This is a genomic window from Aeromonas sp. MdU4 (genome assembly GCF_041929505.1).
In the GTDB taxonomy this organism is placed as follows: Bacteria; Pseudomonadota; Gammaproteobacteria; order Enterobacterales; family Aeromonadaceae; genus Aeromonas.
On the sequence record NZ_JBHFMW010000005.1, the window covers coordinates 19,806 to 37,651 of the forward strand.

Annotated in this window: 17 protein-coding genes; 16 read left to right on the top strand and 1 reads right to left on the bottom strand. The window is 60.8% G+C overall.

Features of this window, described 5'->3' with window-relative positions:
* Positions 1 to 63 precede the first annotated feature (63 nt).
* From ACE1BR_RS03160 to ACE1BR_RS03220, 13 genes are all read left to right on the top strand, one after another.
* Positions 64 to 1,095: a YcjF family protein gene (locus tag ACE1BR_RS03160; protein ID WP_374867545.1), complete on the top strand. Its 1,032-nt coding sequence runs from the start codon at positions 64 to 66 to the stop codon at positions 1,093 to 1,095.
* Between the two features lie 192 nt (positions 1,096 to 1,287).
* On the top strand, positions 1,288 to 2,211 hold the full coding sequence (locus ACE1BR_RS03165; protein ID WP_374867547.1) for a LysR family transcriptional regulator: 924 nt from the start codon (positions 1,288 to 1,290) through the stop codon (positions 2,209 to 2,211).
* Between the two features lie 197 nt (positions 2,212 to 2,408).
* Complete coding sequence (locus tag ACE1BR_RS03170) at positions 2,409 to 3,554, top strand: ABC transporter substrate-binding protein (RefSeq protein WP_374867549.1); 1,146 nt, start codon at positions 2,409 to 2,411, stop codon at positions 3,552 to 3,554.
* Between the two features lie 100 nt (positions 3,555 to 3,654).
* Complete coding sequence (locus ACE1BR_RS03175; RefSeq protein WP_374867550.1) at positions 3,655 to 4,668, top strand: ABC transporter ATP-binding protein; 1,014 nt, start codon at positions 3,655 to 3,657, stop codon at positions 4,666 to 4,668.
* A complete protein-coding gene (locus ACE1BR_RS03180; protein ID WP_374867552.1) occupies positions 4,665 to 5,633 on the top strand; it encodes an ABC transporter permease in 969 nt (322 codons plus the stop codon). The genes ACE1BR_RS03175 and ACE1BR_RS03180 overlap by 4 nt, the downstream gene beginning before the upstream one ends.
* Positions 5,634 to 5,770: 137 nt before the next feature.
* Entirely contained in the window at positions 5,771 to 6,598 is an 828-nt protein-coding gene (locus ACE1BR_RS03185; RefSeq protein WP_374867554.1) for an ABC transporter permease, read from the top strand.
* Positions 6,599 to 6,627: 29 nt separating this feature from the next.
* A complete protein-coding gene (locus ACE1BR_RS03190; protein ID WP_159158753.1) occupies positions 6,628 to 8,058 on the top strand; it encodes a gamma-aminobutyraldehyde dehydrogenase in 1,431 nt (476 codons plus the stop codon).
* 153 nt (positions 8,059 to 8,211) lie between these two features.
* The gene (gene phhA, locus ACE1BR_RS03195) at positions 8,212 to 9,006 is read left to right on the top strand and encodes a phenylalanine 4-monooxygenase (RefSeq protein WP_374867556.1); all 795 of its coding nucleotides are present in this window, start codon (positions 8,212 to 8,214) and stop codon (positions 9,004 to 9,006) included.
* Between the two features lie 51 nt (positions 9,007 to 9,057).
* Positions 9,058 to 9,396, top strand: a complete 339-nt coding sequence (locus ACE1BR_RS03200; protein ID WP_058051632.1) for a 4a-hydroxytetrahydrobiopterin dehydratase — start codon at positions 9,058 to 9,060, stop codon at positions 9,394 to 9,396.
* 148 nt (positions 9,397 to 9,544) lie between these two features.
* Complete coding sequence (gene tyrR / locus ACE1BR_RS03205) at positions 9,545 to 11,092, top strand: transcriptional regulator TyrR (RefSeq protein WP_374867558.1); 1,548 nt, start codon at positions 9,545 to 9,547, stop codon at positions 11,090 to 11,092.
* Between the two features lie 188 nt (positions 11,093 to 11,280).
* Positions 11,281 to 11,838 carry a YfiR family protein gene (locus ACE1BR_RS03210; RefSeq protein ID WP_374867560.1) on the top strand — a complete coding sequence of 186 codons (558 nt, stop codon included), beginning with the start codon at positions 11,281 to 11,283 and terminating at the stop codon, positions 11,836 to 11,838.
* Positions 11,835 to 13,073 (top strand): diguanylate cyclase domain-containing protein, encoded by a 1,239-nt coding sequence (locus ACE1BR_RS03215; protein ID WP_374867562.1) that lies wholly within the window; start codon positions 11,835 to 11,837, stop codon positions 13,071 to 13,073. The genes ACE1BR_RS03210 and ACE1BR_RS03215 overlap by 4 nt, the downstream gene beginning before the upstream one ends.
* Before the next feature lie 26 nt (positions 13,074 to 13,099).
* The gene (locus tag ACE1BR_RS03220) at positions 13,100 to 13,588 is read left to right on the top strand and encodes an OmpA family protein (protein ID WP_374867564.1); all 489 of its coding nucleotides are present in this window, start codon (positions 13,100 to 13,102) and stop codon (positions 13,586 to 13,588) included.
* An 82-nt stretch (positions 13,589 to 13,670) separates the two neighbouring features.
* Here ACE1BR_RS03220 and ACE1BR_RS03225 read toward each other — a convergent pair whose 3' ends face one another.
* A complete protein-coding gene (locus ACE1BR_RS03225) occupies positions 13,671 to 14,408 on the bottom strand; it encodes a TerC family protein (protein ID WP_374867566.1) in 738 nt (245 codons plus the stop codon).
* A gap of 108 nt (positions 14,409 to 14,516) precedes the next feature.
* Here ACE1BR_RS03225 and ACE1BR_RS03230 point away from each other — a divergent pair, with 108 nt between their 5' ends.
* The 3 genes from ACE1BR_RS03230 to ACE1BR_RS03240 all read left to right on the top strand — a co-directional run bounded on the left by ACE1BR_RS03230 (position 14,517) and on the right by ACE1BR_RS03240 (position 17,772).
* Entirely contained in the window at positions 14,517 to 15,632 is a 1,116-nt protein-coding gene (locus tag ACE1BR_RS03230; protein WP_374867568.1) for an ATP-NAD kinase family protein, read from the top strand.
* Between the two features lie 99 nt (positions 15,633 to 15,731).
* Positions 15,732 to 16,010 (top strand): YfcL family protein, encoded by a 279-nt coding sequence (locus ACE1BR_RS03235; protein ID WP_042062259.1) that lies wholly within the window; start codon positions 15,732 to 15,734, stop codon positions 16,008 to 16,010.
* 97 nt (positions 16,011 to 16,107) lie between these two features.
* The gene (locus ACE1BR_RS03240) at positions 16,108 to 17,772 is read left to right on the top strand and encodes an AMP-binding protein (protein WP_374867570.1); all 1,665 of its coding nucleotides are present in this window, start codon (positions 16,108 to 16,110) and stop codon (positions 17,770 to 17,772) included.
* The last annotated feature ends 74 nt before the right edge of the window (positions 17,773 to 17,846 follow it).

Here is a 17,846-nt window from a genome sequence, read left to right on the forward strand (position 1 = left end):
GTGTGCGGCCCGGGTTTGTTGCCTGCGCCGCACTCAGGAGACTGTTTTCAGGAGAACAAGGCGATGAACGATCAGATAAAAGAGCGGCCACCGCTGCAGGGCAAGGTGATCCTTGAGCCTGCCTTGACGGTGGCCAGTGACGAGCGACCGCCCGCGCCGGCCCAACGGCTGGAGGAGGCGAGCTTCGAGCGTCTCGATGAGCTGGACGACTTCACCGAGGTGGAGAGCGCTCTCGTCATCAAACCGCGTCGCCGCCATCGGCTGCTGGCGTGGGGGCTGGGGGCAGTCGGTCTGCTCTCGTTGGGGCAATATGGCGCTTTCCTTTACGATCAATTTCTCACTACTCCGCTCTGGGGCAGCGCCTGGCTGGTGGCCTCGGCGCTGGTGGCGGCGGGTACCGCCAGTGTGGTGGGGCGCGAGTGGCTGCGTCTGCGCACCCTCAAGCGGCGTCAGGATGTGCGCTCGCGGGCAGAAGATCTGCTGGCCCATCAGGGAGTCGGGCAGGGGCAGGCCTTTTGCGAAGGGTTGGCGGTCAAAAGTGGCGACAAGGGGCGCGAGGGGTATCAAACCTGGCTGGCCCAGCTCGACGAGAGCCACAGCGATCGGGAGGTGCTGACCCTCTACAGTCAGCTGGTTCTGAGCGAGCGCGACAAGCTGGCGCAGGCGCGGGTGGCCAAATGGTCGGGGGAGGCCGCCGTGCTGGTGGCCCTGAGCCCACTCGCCACCGTCGACATGATGCTGATGCTGTGGCGCAACCTGCGGATGATCGAGGATATCGCCGATGTCTACGCCATCGAGCTTGGCTACTGGAGCCGCATTCGCCTCATCCGTCAGGTGTTTCGCAACATGCTCTACGCTGGCGCCACCGAGTTGGTGACCGAGGTGGGGATGGACTTGCTGGGCGCCGAGTTTGCCGCCAAGCTCTCCGCCCGCGCCGCGCAAGGGGTGGGGGCGGGCCTGCTCACCGCCCGCCTTGGCCTGCGCACCATAGAGGCGTGCCGCCCGTTGCCCTGGTGTGCGGACGAGAAACCCAAACTGGGCGAGTTGCGCAAGCGGCTGATCGGCCAGCTGGCGGGATATCTCAACAAATCCTGATCGCCACGGGCGACACCTTGCTGCGATGACCCATGCCCCTGTCGTGCTTGCCAAGCCACAGGGGCATGGTTTTAATCGGCAGATCATTGAGTTGCCAGCATGGTGGCGACTTTGGCGAGGCGCCCGTTTACGGTTAAGCTGGCAGCTAATCGTACCAATCACACCAATCGTACTAATCGGCAAGGATGCCCGATGAACTTTACCTTTCGCCAGATCCGTTATTTCGTGGCCGTGGCCGACAGCTTTTCAGTGAGCCGCGCCGCCGCCGAGCTGCATATTTCCCAGTCGGCGGTCACCAGCGCCATTCGCGAGCTGGAGACCGAGCTGGGCGCCCCGCTGTTCGAGCGCAATCCGCGTGGCGTCACCCTCACCACTCAGGGCCACCAGTTTTTGCTCCACGCCCGCCGCATCCTCGGCGCCATGACCGAGGCTAGCCACTCACTCAAAGCAGTAGCCCAGCAGGATCAAGGGCGGCTCACCATCGGCGTGACTACTCTGGTGGCAGGCTACTACCTGTCTGAGGCGCTCGGCCGCTTTCGCCGTGCCTTTCCGGCGGTACAGATCGAGGTGAAGGAGGATGAACAGCCTTTTCTGGAGCACCAGATCGTCAACGGCGAAGTGGATGTGGGGATCCTGATGACCAACCGCACCATCCGGCAAGAGGCGTTTGATACCGAGTTACTGACCCGTTCGCCGCTGCGGCTCTGGCTGGCTGCCAACCACCCGCTCTGCGCCGAGTCGACCCTCTCGCTCACCGCGTTGGGGGAGGAGCCGATGATCTCGCTGACCGCCGATCAGCTGGATCAGATCATCGGTGGCGGCCTGCGCCGTTACGGCATCTCCCCCCGTATCGTGCTGCGCACCGCGTCGGTGGAGGCGGTGCGTAGTCTGGTCGCCAGCCAGCTCGGAGTCGCTCTGCTGCCCGATTTTGCCTATCGCCCCTGGTCGCTGGAGCAGGAGCGGGTCGAGGCGCGCACCATCAAGGAGCCCATTCCCGCCATCGATATCGGGCTGGTGTGGCGCCGTGGTTCTCGGCTGGATTGGACGGCGCGGGAATTTATCGATATCGCGCGGGATCAGAGCCGGTTGCGGGCTCGTCAGACGCTCCCTCGCTAGCCATCTTTCGCGGGGTTGCCACTAAAATTCAGATTCATCTGCACTCGATATCGATTTAGCTGATACCTGAGCCATCAAAAATTGAAATATTCATCGTATTGCCACTCCCCTAAGCTCATTGTTGGTTAACAGGATGTTAACGCCTACGGTGGCGTTCCTTCACCTGATGCAAGTCAACACAATGCAAGGAGTGCATGATGAAATTGACCCCTCTGATGCTGGCTCTTGTCCCTGCTATGCTGGCAGGCCAGACCCAGGCTGCCCCGACCGAGCTCGGCAAGGGTGAAGGCCAGCTCAATATCGTGGCCTGGGCTGGCTACGTTGAACGTGGCGAGACCGACAAGAATTACGACTGGGTGACTGGTTTCGAAAAAGAGACCGGCTGCAAGGTGAGCGTCAAGACGGCGGCCACCTCGGACGAGATGGTGGCGCTGATGAATGAGGGGGGCTTCGATCTGGTGACCGCCTCCGGCGATGCCAGTCTGCGTCTGATTGCCGGTGGCAAGGTGCAGGCGCTCAATCTGGCGCTCATTCCGAGTTACAGCAAGATTGATCCCCGGCTGCAAAATGCCCCCTGGCACACGGTGGATGGCAAACACTACGGCGTGCCCTACCAGTGGGGCGGCAATATCCTGATGTACAACACCAAGGTGTTCCCCAAGGCGCCAGACTCCTGGAACGTGGTGTTCGAGGAGCAGACCCTGGCGGATGGCAAGTCCAACAAGGGGCGGGTACAGGCCTTTGACGGCCCGATCCATATTGCAGACGCGGCTCTCTATCTGATGACCCATCAGCCCGCCCTTGGTATCAAGGATCCTTACGAGCTGAACGAGGATCAGTACAAGGCCTCTCTCGATCTGCTGCGCAAGCAGCGCCAGCTGGTGGGACGCTACTGGCATGATGCTTTCGTTCAAATCGATGACTTCAAGAATGAAGGGGTGGTTGCCTCTGGCTCCTGGCCGTTCCAGGCCAATACCCTGATTGCCGACAAGCAGCCCATTGCCACTACTGTGCCTAAAGAGGGCGTCACCGGTTGGGCCGATACCAGCATGGTGCACAGCGATGCCAAGAACCTCACCTGTGCTTACAAGTGGCTGGAGCACTCCCTGAACAACAAGCTGCAGGGGGATCTCGCCGCCTGGTTTGGCTCGGTGCCTGTGGTGCCTGCCGCTTGTGAGGGCAATGCCCTGCTGGGCCCGATCGGGTGCAAAACCAACGGTATCGACAACTTCGATCGGGTTCGTTTCTGGCGCACTCCGGTTTCCCAGTGCAAGAGCCAGGGAACCTGTGTGCCCTATTACCGCTGGGTTTCCGACTATATCGCCATTCTGGGTGGTCGCTAAGGCAGAGTGAGCAGCGTTGCCTCTGCACCGTTGCTCAAACCGGATAATCAAGCGGGCCGGACAGGAGTCCGGCCCATCCCAGCACAGACAAGGACGCCCCATGAACGCCGTACAATTTGACCGGGTCAGCCGCCACTATGGCGAGGTGAAGGCGGTCGATGACATCTCTTTCCAGATCCCCTCCGGGGAATTCTTTACTCTGCTGGGGCCGAGCGGTTCCGGCAAGACCACCTGCCTGCGGATGATCGCGGGCTTCGAGTACCCGAGCGAAGGGGAGATCCGCCTGTTTGGCGAACCCTGCTCCACCGTGCCGCCCTATGATCGCAACCTCAACACCGTGTTTCAGGACTATGCCCTGTTTCCCAACATGGATGTGCGCGACAACATCGGCTATGGCCTGATGCTCAAGGGGGTCGCCAAGACGGAGCGCTACCGCAAGGTAGACGAGATGCTGGAGCTGGTGCGGCTGCCCGGGGTCGGCAAGCGCCGCCCGGGCCAGCTCTCCGGCGGCCAGCGCCAGCGCATCGCCATCGCCCGGGCTCTTATCAACCAGCCGCGCATCCTGTTGCTGGATGAGCCGCTGGGGGCCCTCGATCTCAAGCTGCGCGAGCAGATGCAGCTTGAGCTCAAGGCGTTGCAACGCCAGCTTGGCATCACCTTTATCTTCGTCACCCACGATCAGCAGGAGGCGCTCTCCATGAGCGACCGGATCTGCATCTTCAGTCAGGGCAAGATCGAGCAGATCGCCGCGCCCGACACCATCTACGACGCCCCGGCGACGCCGTTTGTGGCCCGCTTTGTCGGCACCGTCAATCTGTTCGAAGGGGAGCAGGCAAGACGGCTGTGCGGTGACGGTAGCCAGATGATGGTGCGCCCGGAGCGGATCCGGCTCGCTGAGGCGGGCACGCCCGGCTGGTCGGGGGAGATCCGTGAGGTAGAGTATTTAGGCCCCTTCGTCCGTTATCGGGTCGATCTGGGGAATCAGCTCGAGATCATCGTCAACCACCCCAATGAGGGGCAGGCCCGTCTGGCGCGCGGCAGCAGGGTCAGCCTCAGCTGGCCGGAGCAGGCGATCCATCGCCTGAGCGCCACTCATCAAGGGGCGCAGCCATGAGCCTCCCTCACAGTGCGAGTCTTGCCATGAACCATCAGACCGAACCTGCCCGTTTCAGGCCGCTGCGGCGCCTCTCGACCCTGCTCTATGGTCGACCCGGCCTGCTGCTGGCGATCTTGCTGGGGCCGCCGCTGCTGTGGCTCGGCATCATCTATGTCGGCTCCTTGCTGATGCTGCTCTCCAACTCCCTATTTGGGCTGGACGAGTTCAGCGGTCAGGTGCGCCACGAGCTGGGGCTACAAAACTTTGTCGCCCTGCTACGACCGGAGAATCTGGATGTGATCGGTCGCACCGTCGGCATGTCGCTGTTGGTGACCCTGGCCTGTGCCCTGCTCGGTTTTCCGGTTGCCTACTACATGGCGCGCTACACCAGTGGCAAGACCCGGGCGCTGTTCTATGTGGGGATCATGCTGCCGCTCTGGTCCAGCTATCTGGTGCGGGTCTATGCCTGGAAGCTGATTTTGGCCAAGGAGGGGGTGGTGAGCTGGCTGGCCGACAGCATGGGGCTGGAGTGGCTGCTGGATGCCATCCTCTCCCTGCCAGTCATCGGGGGGCCGTCGCTCTCTTTTTCGCGGCTCGGCACCTTTATCGTGTTCGTCTATGTCTGGCTGCCCTTCATGATCCTGCCCATTCAGGCGGCGGTGGAGCGTATTCCGCGCTCCTTGCTGGAGGCGAGCAGTGATTTGGGGGCGACACCCGCCCAGACTTTTCGCAATCTGATCCTGCCGCTGGCGTTGCCCGGTGTGGTGGCGGGCTCCATCTTCACCTTCTCGCTGACCCTCGGTGATTACATCATCCCCGGCATTATCGGCAACTCGACCATGTATATCGGTCAGGTGGTCTACATGCAGCAGGGTACGGCGGGCAATCTGCCCTTCGCCGCCGCCTTCTCGCTGGTGCCGATCCTTATCATCGCCATCTATCTGGCGATGGCGAAACGGTTAGGAGCCTTTGATGCGCTTTGATGCCCATATTGCACTCATCCATGTATCTCCTCGGGTGCCCAGCCTGATCATGGTTATCAACCGACGACCGTCAAACGGCAGGGGGCTTTTGATGCGCTTTGACCATCTCGCTTTGAACCGGCAGCAAGGAGGCCGTCATGTCAGCTAGCTCAGTGATCAGTCAGGGACATCGCCCTTCGGGCCTGCTCAAGTACGCCGCCATCGGCGGGCTGTTGTTCCTGCACTTTCCCATTCTGTTTATCTTCCTCTACGCCTTCACCAGCGAGAGCAAGAGTTACCAGTTTCCGCCCCCCGGGCTCACCCTCAAGTGGTTCGAGGTGACCCTCAATCGCCCCGATGTGTGGCGTGCCATCCAGCTGTCGCTGGAGGTCGCGGGGCTGGCGACGCTGGCGGCCATGATCCTCGGCACGTTGGCGGCAGGGGCCATTGCCCGCAGCCGATTCTTCGGTCAGGAGGTGGTGTCACTGTTGCTGGTGCTGCCCATCGCGTTGCCCGGCATCGTCACCGGTATCGCGCTGCGCTCGGCCTACGGTCTGCTGGAGATCCCGTTCAGCTTCTGGACCATCGTTATCGGCCACGCCACCTTCTGTGTGGTGGTGGTCTACAACAATGCGCTGGCCCGCTTTCGCCGCACCAACCAGAGCCTCATCGAGGCGTCGATGGATCTCGGGGCCGACGGCTTCCAGACCCTGCGCTACGTGATCTTGCCCAATCTGGCCACGGCGCTGTTGGCGGGGGGCATGCTGGCCTTTGCCCTGAGCTTTGACGAGGTGATCGTTACTACCTTTACCGCGGGCCAGCAGACCACGCTGCCCATCTGGATGTATCAGGAGCTGATCCGCCCCCGTGACAGGCCGGTCACCAACGTAGTGGCCCTCATCATAGTGGCCTTCACCACTATCCCCATTTTGCTTGCCTACTACCTCACTCGCGACACCCATGATGTCGCTGGCAGTGGCAAATGATGACTCAACGCGTGCGCAAGGATGCAACCATGAAACTCTCTACCCAACTCTTGATTGATGGCCAGTTTGTGACCGGCGAGGGGCAGGCCGAACCCATTCTCAACCCGGCCAACGGTGAACAGATCGCCGCCGTGCCCGAAGCCTCGTTCGAACAGGTGAACCGGGCGGTGAACGGTGCCCAGCGTGCCTTCGCCCAGTGGAGTCGCACCACCCCGGCAAGCCGCAGCAACCTGCTACTGCGTCTGGCGGATCTCATCGAGCGCCACGCCGAGGAGTTCGCGGCGCTCGAATCCCTCAACTGCGGCAAACCCTATCTGGCGGTACTCAATGACGAGCTGCCCGCGGTGGTGGACTGCTTCCGCTTCTTTGCCGGGGCGGCTCGTTGCCTGCAAGGGCCGCTGGCGGGGGAGTATATTGAGGGGCACACCAGCATGATCCGGCGCGATCCCATCGGGGTGGTGGGCAGTATCGCCCCCTGGAACTACCCGCTGATGATGGCGGCCTGGAAGATGGCGCCGGTGCTGGCGGCGGGCAATACGGTGGTGCTCAAACCCTCCGAGCAGACCCCGCTTACCGCCCTGCGCCTGGCGGAGCTGGCCAGCGAGATCTTCCCGCGCGGCGTCATTAACGTCATTTGCGGGCGAGGCGAGAGTGTGGGGGCGCCGCTGGTGGAGCACCCGCTGGTGCGCATGGTGTCGCTCACCGGCGATATCGCCACCGGCCAGAAGATCCTGCAAAGCGCCGCCCGTACCATGAAGCGCACCCACCTTGAACTGGGAGGCAAGGCGCCGGTGATCATCTTCGACGATGCGGATCTGGAGGCGGTGGTGGCGGGTATTCGCACCTTCGGTTTCTACAACGCTGGTCAGGATTGCACCGCCGCCTGCCGTATCTATGCCCAGGGCAAGATCTACGACAAGTTCGTCGCCGCCATGACCGATGCGGTGGCCTCCATCAAGGTGGGCAGCCAGTACGAGGAGGGGGTCGAGATGGGGCCGCTTATCTCGGACAGACAGCGCAACCGGGTCGCCAGCTTTGTCGAGCGGGCCCAGAGCAGCGGCCATGTGGAGGTGACGGCGGGGGGCAAGATCCGCCCCGGCAACGGCTTCTTCTTCGAACCGACCCTGATTGTCGGGGCCCGTCAGGAGGATGAGATCGTGCGGCGCGAGGTGTTCGGCCCCGTGGTGTCGGTGACCCGTTTCAGCGACGCCGAGCAGGTGGTGCAGTGGGCCAACGACTCGGACTATGGTCTGGCCTCGTCGGTCTGGACCAAGGATTTGAGCCTGGCCAGCAAGGTGGCCAGCCACCTGCAATATGGTTGCACCTGGATCAACACCCACTTCATGCTCACCTCCGAGATGCCTCATGGCGGCATGAAGATGTCGGGCTACGGCAAGGATCTCTCCCTCTATGCGCTGGAGGATTACACGGTGCCGCGCCATATCATGGTCAAGTTGTAGTGGGGATTGGTTAGCGGGTTGTCACAATTTATTTACAACTGTTTCCGGCAGCCGACTGATGGGTCGGCTGCTTTTTTTGTTGCCATTTCGTTACAGTGAAACCGTGATGAAACGGCAAGGCGCCTTGATGTGGCGCCAGAGGATGGAACCGCTATGGCAACCTGTTATACCGCACACCAGCCGGATGCTGACGGGGTGATCCACTACAGCAACGAAGAGCACGGCACCTGGCAGATCCTGATCGAGCGCCAGTTCGCCGCTCTTGCTGGCAAGGGGTGTGATGAGTATCTGGCCGGTCTCGTCAGACTGGGATTGCCCCGTGATCGCATCCCCCAGCTGGCAGAGATCAACGCCGTCTTGCAGCCTGCCACCGGCTGGTCGGTGGCGGCGGTGCCAGCGCTCATCTCGTTCGATCGCTTCTTCACCCTGCTGGCCAACCGCCAGTTTCCGGTGGCGACCTTTATCCGGCGGCGCGACGAGCTCGACTACCTGCAAGAGCCGGATATCTTTCACGAGATCTTCGGCCACTGCGCCATGCTGACCAATCCGGCCTTTGCCCACTTCACCCACCTCTACGGTCAGTTGGGGCAACAGGCGAGCAAGGAGCAGCGGGTCTTTCTGGCGCGGCTCTACTGGTTCACCGTGGAGTTTGGCCTGCTGGCGACACCTGACGGGCTGCGTATCTACGGTGGCGGCATTCTCTCCTCCATCGGCGAGACCGCCTATGCCCTCTCCGGTAAGCCGCTGCTGCAATCTTTCGATCTGCTGACCGTGCTACGCACCCCATATCGCATCGACATCATGCAGCCCACCTATTTTGTGCTGCCGAGTCTCGCTCATCTCTACCAGCTGACCGGTGAGGAGATCATGGCTGCTCTGGCCGAGGCCAGTCGACTTGGTCTTTATCCGCCGCGCTTTGAGGTTGCCACTGGCAAGCAGGCGAGCTGACCAAAAGCAAACAACCCAATTTCATATTCATTGATCAAGCAGGAGTAACCCATGTCCGAACTGGCCAGCCAGCAGTGTGAAGCGTGCCGCGCCGATGCCCCCAAAGTGAGTGATGAGGAGCTGCGCGAGCTGATGCAGTTGATCCCCGACTGGCAGCCGTTGGTGGTGGAGGGGGCGTTGCAACTGCGGCGGGAGTTTACTTTTCGCAACTTCAAGGAGGCGCTGGCCTTTACCAACCGTCTGGGCGAACTGGCGGAGGCGGAGTTTCACCATCCGGCCATCCTGACCGAGTGGGGTAAGGTGACCGTCAGCTGGTGGACCCACAAGATAGGCGGCTTGCACCGCAACGACTTCATCATGGCGGCGCGGACGGATCAATTAATCAGCTGACGGTGTGCGCAAACCGTGACTCGTGCTGGTTTGGGCCTGCCTGCGAAAACGGGGCAGGCCCGCATTTTTATGGGCTGGCGCTCGCACTGGGGGGATCGAGACTGTATTATCCGCTCATTCATAGAGTTAGCTAGGAAGTGTGTCCCGAATGCGTCTTGAAGTCAGCTGTGAAGACCGCCTGGGCCTGACCCGGGAACTGCTCGACCGCCTGGTGGAGCACAATATCGATCTGCGCGGCATCGAAATCGATACCTCAGGCATCATCTATCTCAACTTTCCCGAGCTGGAGTTCAGTGATTTTCAGCACCTGATGCCGGAGATCCGCCGCATTCCCGGCGTCTACGACGTCAAGACCATCCCCTACATGCCCTCCGAGCGAGAGCACCACGAAATCGAGGCGCTGCTCAAGGCGCTGCCGGATCTGGTCTTCTCCCTCGACAGCAAGGGCAAGGTGACCCAGGCCAACCAGTCGGCCCTCACCACCCTCGGCTTGCCGGTGGAGGAGGTGCGCGGTGTGGCGCTCGGCTCGCTGGTTAAGGGCTTCTCCTTCACCCGCTGGCTGGAGGCGAGCGAGATCAAGCCGCAGACCAGCAAGCTCAGTTTCAATGGCGAAGAGTATCTCGCTGATCTGATGCCGCTGTTCGTGGCGGAAGCCCGCGGTAAGCAGGCGCTGGCCGGTGCCGTGGTGGTGCTCAAATCTGCCCGGCGGGTCGGTCTGCACTTCAGTGCGCTCCATGCGGTGGAAGTGGGGGGCTTTGAACATCTGCAGGCCGAGAGCCCCAAGATGAAAGAGGTGCTGTCGCAAGCGCGCAAGTTGGCGATGCAGGACGCGCCGCTGCTGATCGTCGGCGAGACTGGCACCGGCAAGGAGTTGCTGGCCCGCGCCTGTCACGGTGCCAGCCTGCGCTCCAGCCACCCCTTTATGGCCCTCAACTGCGCCGCCATGCCCGATAACGTGGCCGAGAGCGAGCTGTTTGGTTATGCCCCCGGCGCTTTTGGCAACAACACCGAGGGCAAGCGCGGCGTGCTGGAGTTGGCCAGTGGCGGCACCCTGATGCTGGACGAGATCGGCGACATGTCTCCCCATTTGCAGACCAAGTTTTTGCGAGTGCTGCAGGATGGGGTATTCCGCCGGGTCGGTGACGAGCAGGAGGTGAAGGTCAACGTCCGTTTCATCTGTACCACCCAGAAGCAGTTGCTGGATCTGGTGCACGAGGGAACCTTCCGCGAGGATCTCTACTACCGTCTCAACGTGTTGAGTCTGGCGTTGCCCCCCCTGCGCGAGCGTAAGGCAGACATCATGGTGCTGGCCCAGCAGTTTGTCTCCCGTTTTGCCAGCGAACTGCAGCGTCCGCGCCCGCGCTTTACCCGCAACATGGCAGACTACCTGACCGCCTACCGCTGGCCGGGCAACGTGCGCCAATTGCGCAACTGCCTCTATCGTGCCATGACCCTGCTGGAAGGGGATGAGCTGGGGCCCGAGCAGATCGATCTGCCGGTGGCCGCCGATACGGCGCCGCTTATCGACGAGTGGTTCGAAGGGGATCTGGACGATGCGGTGAAACGCTTCGAGAGCCAGTTGCTGGCACGACTCTATCCGGCGTTTCCCTCGACGCGCCAGTTGGCCAAGCGCCTGGGTGTGTCGCACACCGCCATCGCCAACAAGTTGCGTGAGTACGGTATCAGCAAGAAGTAAGTTGCGTATTGATGCCCGTGAACAAAGAGCCCATCGTCAGATGGGCTCTTTCGTTGTTTTATACGTCGGTCAGAAATAGCGGGCGGTGAAGGTTTGTCAGGCAATCATCAGCCAACTTACTATCACCCCTTATCTATCCGAACTGCAGTGCACTGCTGCGGTAGTGTCAAGGTGGCCACTCTCTGATCATGCGGTTACTCTCGTTCCCCCGTACCATCATTCGCATGGCGCTCCTGTTGGTGGCGCTCGGGTTGCTATTGCCCCGCGCGGTGGCGGAAACGGCGGCCGAGAGCCGGGCGATGGCCGTCAGGGAGCTGGTGCTCGATATTCTCAGTTACACCCGCTGGCCCACGGAGCCTGCGGTGTTGCGCATGTGTGTGGCGGCACCGACCGAATATGCTGGTGCGCTCTTTACCATCAAGCGTCAGGCCAATGGCCGGACGGTTCAGGTCAATCGCTACGAAGCGAGCGATCCGGCTATCCGTGATAACTGTGATGTGCTCTATCTTGGCGTTGTGAGTGAACAGACCCGGCTTGCGCTCTTCACTCGCCTGCAGGGCCACCCGGTGCTCAGCATCAGCGAATATAGCCAGGAGTGTTCTACCAGTGCGGTGTTCTGCCTGCAGACGTCACCAGACAATGTGCGGGTGCGCTTCAAGGTTAACCTCGACGCCCTGGCGTTGAGCGGCGTGCGAGTGCATCCCGCCGTGCTCAAACTGGCCCATGCCGACCAGGGGGTACCATGAGGCGACAGTTGAGCGGTACGTCCCGCCGTTTGACCCTGCGTCAGAGCCTGGGACGAACCCATCTGGTGGCCGCTGTCACTGCGGTGAGTGTTGCGGGACTCTTTTTCACCCTGGTCGCCTTGCTGATGGTGCGCTTTTACGCCGCTCATAATCTCGAACTGGTGGCTCGGGCCATCAGCTATAGCGCCGAGGCGGCGGTGGTGTTCCACGATGAGGAGGCTGCCAGTGAGGCGCTCAGCGGCATTGTTGCCCATGAAGAGGTGGCCGAGGCCAGCATTTTTCTGAGTGATGGCGTACGGCTAGCCAACTGGGTGCGGCCCAGAAGCAATCCGTTGGTGACGGTGGAGGATTATTTGGCCCATCTGCTCATGCCGGGGCCAGCAAAGTTCCCCATGCTGCGGGGGGGCGAGCAGATCGCGACCATCGAATTGCGTGGTCACGGCGAGTATTTGCTGCTGTTCTTGCTTGCGGCGCTGCTGGTGATGTTGGTTTGCCTGATGTTGAGCGCCATGGTGGCTTTTTATGTTGCCGGGCGCATGCAAGTTGCGATCACCTCGCCACTGCGGCAGTTGGCACAGGTTGCTCACTCGGTGCGTCGGCAGCGTACGCTGGGGATGAGGGCTCCGCCAGCCGATATCGTCGAGCTCAACGAGTTGGGGGATGACTTCAACTCCCTGCTCGATGAGCTGCAGGCTTGGCAAGATCATCAGGCCCGCGAGAATGCCAGTCTGCTCCATCAGGCGACCCATGATGTCCTGACGGGGCTCCCCAATCGCGCCTTGTTTGATGCCCGGCTGACTCAGGCTATCTCTCTCGGTGAGCAGGCGGGGTTTGCGCTGCTCTATCTCGACTGCGATCGTTTCAAGCAGATCAACGACAGCTACGGCCACAACGGCGGCGACGATGTGTTGATGACGCTGGCCAGACGGATACAGCATCAATTGCGCCCTGATGATCTGGTGTTTCGCCTCGGTGGTGACGAGTTTGCCGTGCTGGTTGGCTCAGTTGATCAGTTGCAAGCGGCGGAAGAGGTCATTGAACGCATCCAGCAAGCGATGAGCGAACCCGTGGTGCTGCGCGATGGGCGTCAACTGGTGGCCGGTGTGAGTATCGGTTTTGCCATCTATCAGGCGGGGATGAGTGCCTGCATGTTGTGTGAACAGGCGGATGCGGCCATGTATCTGACGAAACGGACACGCCGTAGCGAACAGCAAGCGCTCTCCCAGCAAGCATGAATAACAACAAACAGAAGGAGCAAACCATGAAGATCACCCACCTGTTGCAGGTTACCTTGCTGGGGTTGATGTTGGCGCTATTGGCCGGTTGCCAGAGCGCCCCCAGAGGGTTGACTCCGGAGCAGGTTGCTGTGCTCAAGGAGCAGGGGTTTCGCCTGACGGATGAGGGTTGGACCCTTGATCTGGCCAACCGGGTGCTGTTTGCCAACAACGTGGGGGCACTCAATGTCAAGACCCGACAATCGGTGGAACAACTGGGCCGGACCCTGCTTGGCGTCGGTCTCGACAAAGCACGGGTAGATGGCCACACGGACAATACCGGTGAGAGTGGCTATAACCAGCAGCTCTCCCTGCAACGGGCTCAATCGGTGGCGGATGTGCTGGTGTCGATTGGCATGAAGCCCGCCAATCTTGAGGTGCGTGGCCGTGGTGAGACCTTGCCGGTGGCAGATAACAAGACCAGAGAAGGACGCGCCGCCAATCGCCGGGTGGCCATCGTCATCAGCGATCAGTAATCGCTACCGTTATCTCGTGACCCATAACAAAAGAGCGCCGCAAAGGCGCTCTTTTTGATCTCGATGCATTCGAGCTGCGGGGTTATTGCGGGCTCTTCTGACCGTTGTTGTCGTGGTGGCTGCGCAAGCGGATGTTGATCATCTCCACCACCAGCGAGAAGGCCATGGCGAAGTAGATGTATCCCTTCGGAATGTGCAGATCCATCCCCTCCGCCATCAGGGCGAAGCCGACCAGGGTAAGGAAGGAGAGGGCCAGCATCTTGATGGTGGGATGGTTGTCGACGAAATCACCGATCGCCTTGGCGGCAAACATCATGATGAAGACGGCGATCATGATGGCCAGCACCATCACCGGTACGTGATCGGCCATGCCGACGGCGGTGATCACCGAGTCGAGGCTGAAGACAATATCGAGAATGGCGATCTGGATCAGGGTACTGATAAAACCGGACGCAGCCGAGCTGATGCTCTCCGGTTCAGCCGCGCCTTCCAGAGTGGCATGGATCTCGTGAGCACTCTTGCCGATCAGGAACAAGCCCCCCAGCAGCAGGATCAGATCGCGGCCAGAGATGGCTTCACCCAGCACGGTGAAGAGCGGATCGGTGAGACGCATCACCCAGGCCAGCGAGAGCAGCAGCAGGATCCGGGTACCCATGGCGAGGCCCAGACCCAGAATGCGTGCTTTCTGACGCTGCGCCTCCGGCAGGCGACCCACCAGGATGGAGATAAAAATGATGTTGTCGATACCGAGCACGATTTCGAGCAGGGTAAGGGTAGCGAGAGCGACCCAGGCAGAGGGATCAAGAACCCATTCCAGCATGATTTGACCTTGGTAAAAAATTGAAGCAGCGCATTTTAGCAGGGGGGCGGCGGCTTGTCCCTCTGGTGTAAAAAGATAAAAATGGCACACATCGCAAGGGAGGCAGGCATGTTTCGATTAGGGTTCATCATTAATCCGGTCGCCGGCATTGGCGGCGCAGTGGGGCTAAAGGGCAGTGACGGTGTGGTTGCCGAGGCGCTGGCTCGTGGTGCTGTGCCCAAGGCGCAGGAGCGGGCCAGACAAGCGCTGTTGCCACTGTGTGAGCTGAGTGCTCCGTTCGAGCTGCTGACGGTGGCGGGAGAGATGGGGGAGACGGTAGCCCGCTCTCTGGGATTGCCCTGTCGGGTCATCTATCAACCGGCCGGGGAGAGCACCTCTGCTGACGATACCCGCCACGGCGCTGAGTTAATGCGCGAAGCTGGAGTCGATCTGCTGCTGTTTGCCGGTGGCGATGGTACGGCGCGGGATATCTGCGCCGCGGTGGGGGAGTCCTGCCATGTGCTTGGCATTCCGGCGGGATGCAAGATCCACTCCGGTGTCTACGGAGTGACCCCGGCCGCCAGCGGGCGGGTGGTAGCCCGGATGATTGCCGGTGAACTGCTCAGCCTGATCGATGCCGAGGTGCGCGACATCGACGAGGAGGCATTTCGCGCGGGTAAGGTACGGGCCCGCCACTACGGTCAGCTGAAGGTGCCCGGCGATCTGCGTTATGTACAGGCGGTCAAGCAGGGGGGCAAGGAGTCTGAAGAGCTGGTGCTGGCCGACCTTGCTGCCGGGGTGGTGGAGCAGATGGAGCCTGAGGTGCTCTACCTGATGGGCTCTGGCAGCACGGTGGCGGCCTGCATGGCTGAGCTCGGTCTGGAAAATACCTTGCTCGGTGTTGATCTGGTGGAAAATGGCCGACTTATCGGGCAGGATCTCAGCGCCGCCGAGATCCTGACCCGGATCCGCGGCCGTCGCTGCCGACTGATCATTACCCTGATCGGCGGACAGGGACATCTGTTCGGGCGCGGAAATCAGCAATTGAGTCCAGAGGTGATTCGGTGTGTCGGGCTGGACAATATCCAGGTGCTGGCAACCAAGGCCAAGCTTGCCGCGCTCGCGGGCAGGCCGCTGTTGGTGGACACCGATGATCCCGAATTAAACCGGGCGTTGCGTGGATATTTGCGAATAACCACGGGATACAAGGATCAGGTCATCTACCCGGTGGCCAACCCGGAATAGGACGCCAGGGACGCTGCTGGCGTGGCGCCAGAGAGTCGCAATCAACCGGATTGCGGTTCCATACCCCCGAATTTTTTGCCGCAAATGAGGCTGCGTTACATGACGATTCACGATTTTGAGCACAAGTTGTTGGGACTGATCGACAGCATGGTTGCCACCGCAACCGACGATGAGCTGTTTGCAGGGGGTTACCTGCGAGGTCATATCTCATTGGCCGTTGCCCGGGCCGAGCTGGAAGGCAAGACCCTGGTGCGGGACGTCAAGAGCTATGTGTTGCGCAGCCTCAACGAGGCGATTTTGCAAGGTGAACTCTCCGAAGAGGATGAGAAACTGGTGCAGGCAATGTGGATTCGTTTGCAACAACAGGCAGAAGCTTGATCGGATACACAGTTCAAACAGAAGTTTGAGTTTATTCTTCCCTGAAGTTAGTGAAAGGTTAATAATAAGTTTCGCCTTTTGTTTCAGGGATTAAACTATGGCCTCCTCCTCACGCATTGCCAACAAACTGCCGCTCGAGATGCTCTATCACTGGGAGCGGCAGTGTCCTGATCGAACCTACCTGCGTCAAACCATCAACCGCGAATATGTCGACTTCACCTGGGGTGAAGTGGCCGATGAAGCGCGGCGGATGGTGACGGCCTTGCGCCACCTCGGTCTGGTGGCCGGTGACAAGGTGGCGCTGCTCTCCAAGAACTGCGCCCAGTGGTTTATCGCCGATCTGGCGATGCAGATGGGGCAGTATGTGAGCGTGCCCATCTACCCGACGGCCAACGTCGATACCATCGAATATGTGCTGCGCCACAGCGAAGCCAAGGCCATCTTCGTTGGCAAACTGGATGACTGGAAGAGTCAGGAGGCTGGCGTGCCCGCCGACCTGCTGCGCATCGCCTTCCCCTACGACACCATGCCGGCCAGCCACCAGTGGGATGATCTGCTGGAAGCGCACGAACCCATTCCCGATAGCCCGGTGCAGGCCCCCGACGCCTTGCTGAGTCTGGTCTACACCTCCGGCAGTACCGGTAAACCGAAAGGGGCCATGCTGAGTGTCGAGCGTTACGCCTGGTCATGTGAGAAGCTGGTAGAGACGGTGAGTCTGACCCAGTCTGATCGCGGTTTCTCCTATCTGCCGTTGGCCCACATTACCGAGCGGGTCTATATCTACGGCGGCAGCCTTTATGGTGGCGCCGAAATCGCCTTCCCCGAATCCCTCGATACCTTTATTGACGATGTCAAACGTTGCCGTCCCACCGTCTTTATCTCGGTGCCGCGGCTATGGGCCATGTTCCGCATCAAGATCCACGAGAAGCTGCCCCAGAAGAAACTGGAGTTGCTGCTCAAGATCCCGCTCATCTCCGGTCTCATCAAACGCAAGCTGCAAAAAGGGCTGGGGCTGGATCAGGCCCGTGTGCTCGGCTGCGGCTCGGCGCCGGTCTCCCCTGCCTTGCTGGAGTGGTATCTGAGTATCGGTCTCAAGGTGACCGAGGCGTGGGGCATGACCGAGAACCACGCATTTTCGACCATCAACTATCCGTTCCGTGCTGACAAGATCGGTACCGTTGGCAAGGCGGGGCCCGGGGTGACCATCAAGATCTCCGATGAGGGGGAGATCCTCTGTCGTTGCGAAGGGATGATGCTCGGTTACTACAAGGATCCCGAACACAGCGCCGAGGCCATTGATGCCGAGGGCTGGCTCCACACCGGCGACATGGGCAAGCTGGACCGGGAGGGTTACCTCACCATCACCGGCCGGATGAAGGATGTGTTCAAGACTGCCAAGGGCAAGTATGTAGCGCCGGTCCCCATCGAAGGGATGCTGGGGCAGGAGCCCATTATCGAGCAGCTCTGCGTGATTGGTTACGGCATGCCGCAACCAGTGGCGCTGGTGCAGTTGGCCGAGAGCGCAGCCAAGGGAAATCGGGACGAGATCGTGGCCAGACTGGAGGCCGCCCGGGTACGGGTCAACGATCATCTGGAGTCCCATGCCAAAATTCGCGGCATTCTGGTGGTGAAAACCCCCTGGAATATCGAAAACGGCGTGCTGACTCCCACCATGAAGATCAAGCGTCATCTGCTGGAGCAAAAATATGCTCATGTCGGGGATCGCTGGCCTTCATCGCAAGTGGTGGTGTGGGAGGAGTAAATCCCGCCTTTTCCACATCGTGACAAACAACAACGGCCCTTGATGGGCCGTTGTTGTGTTTGGGGGTTATCACC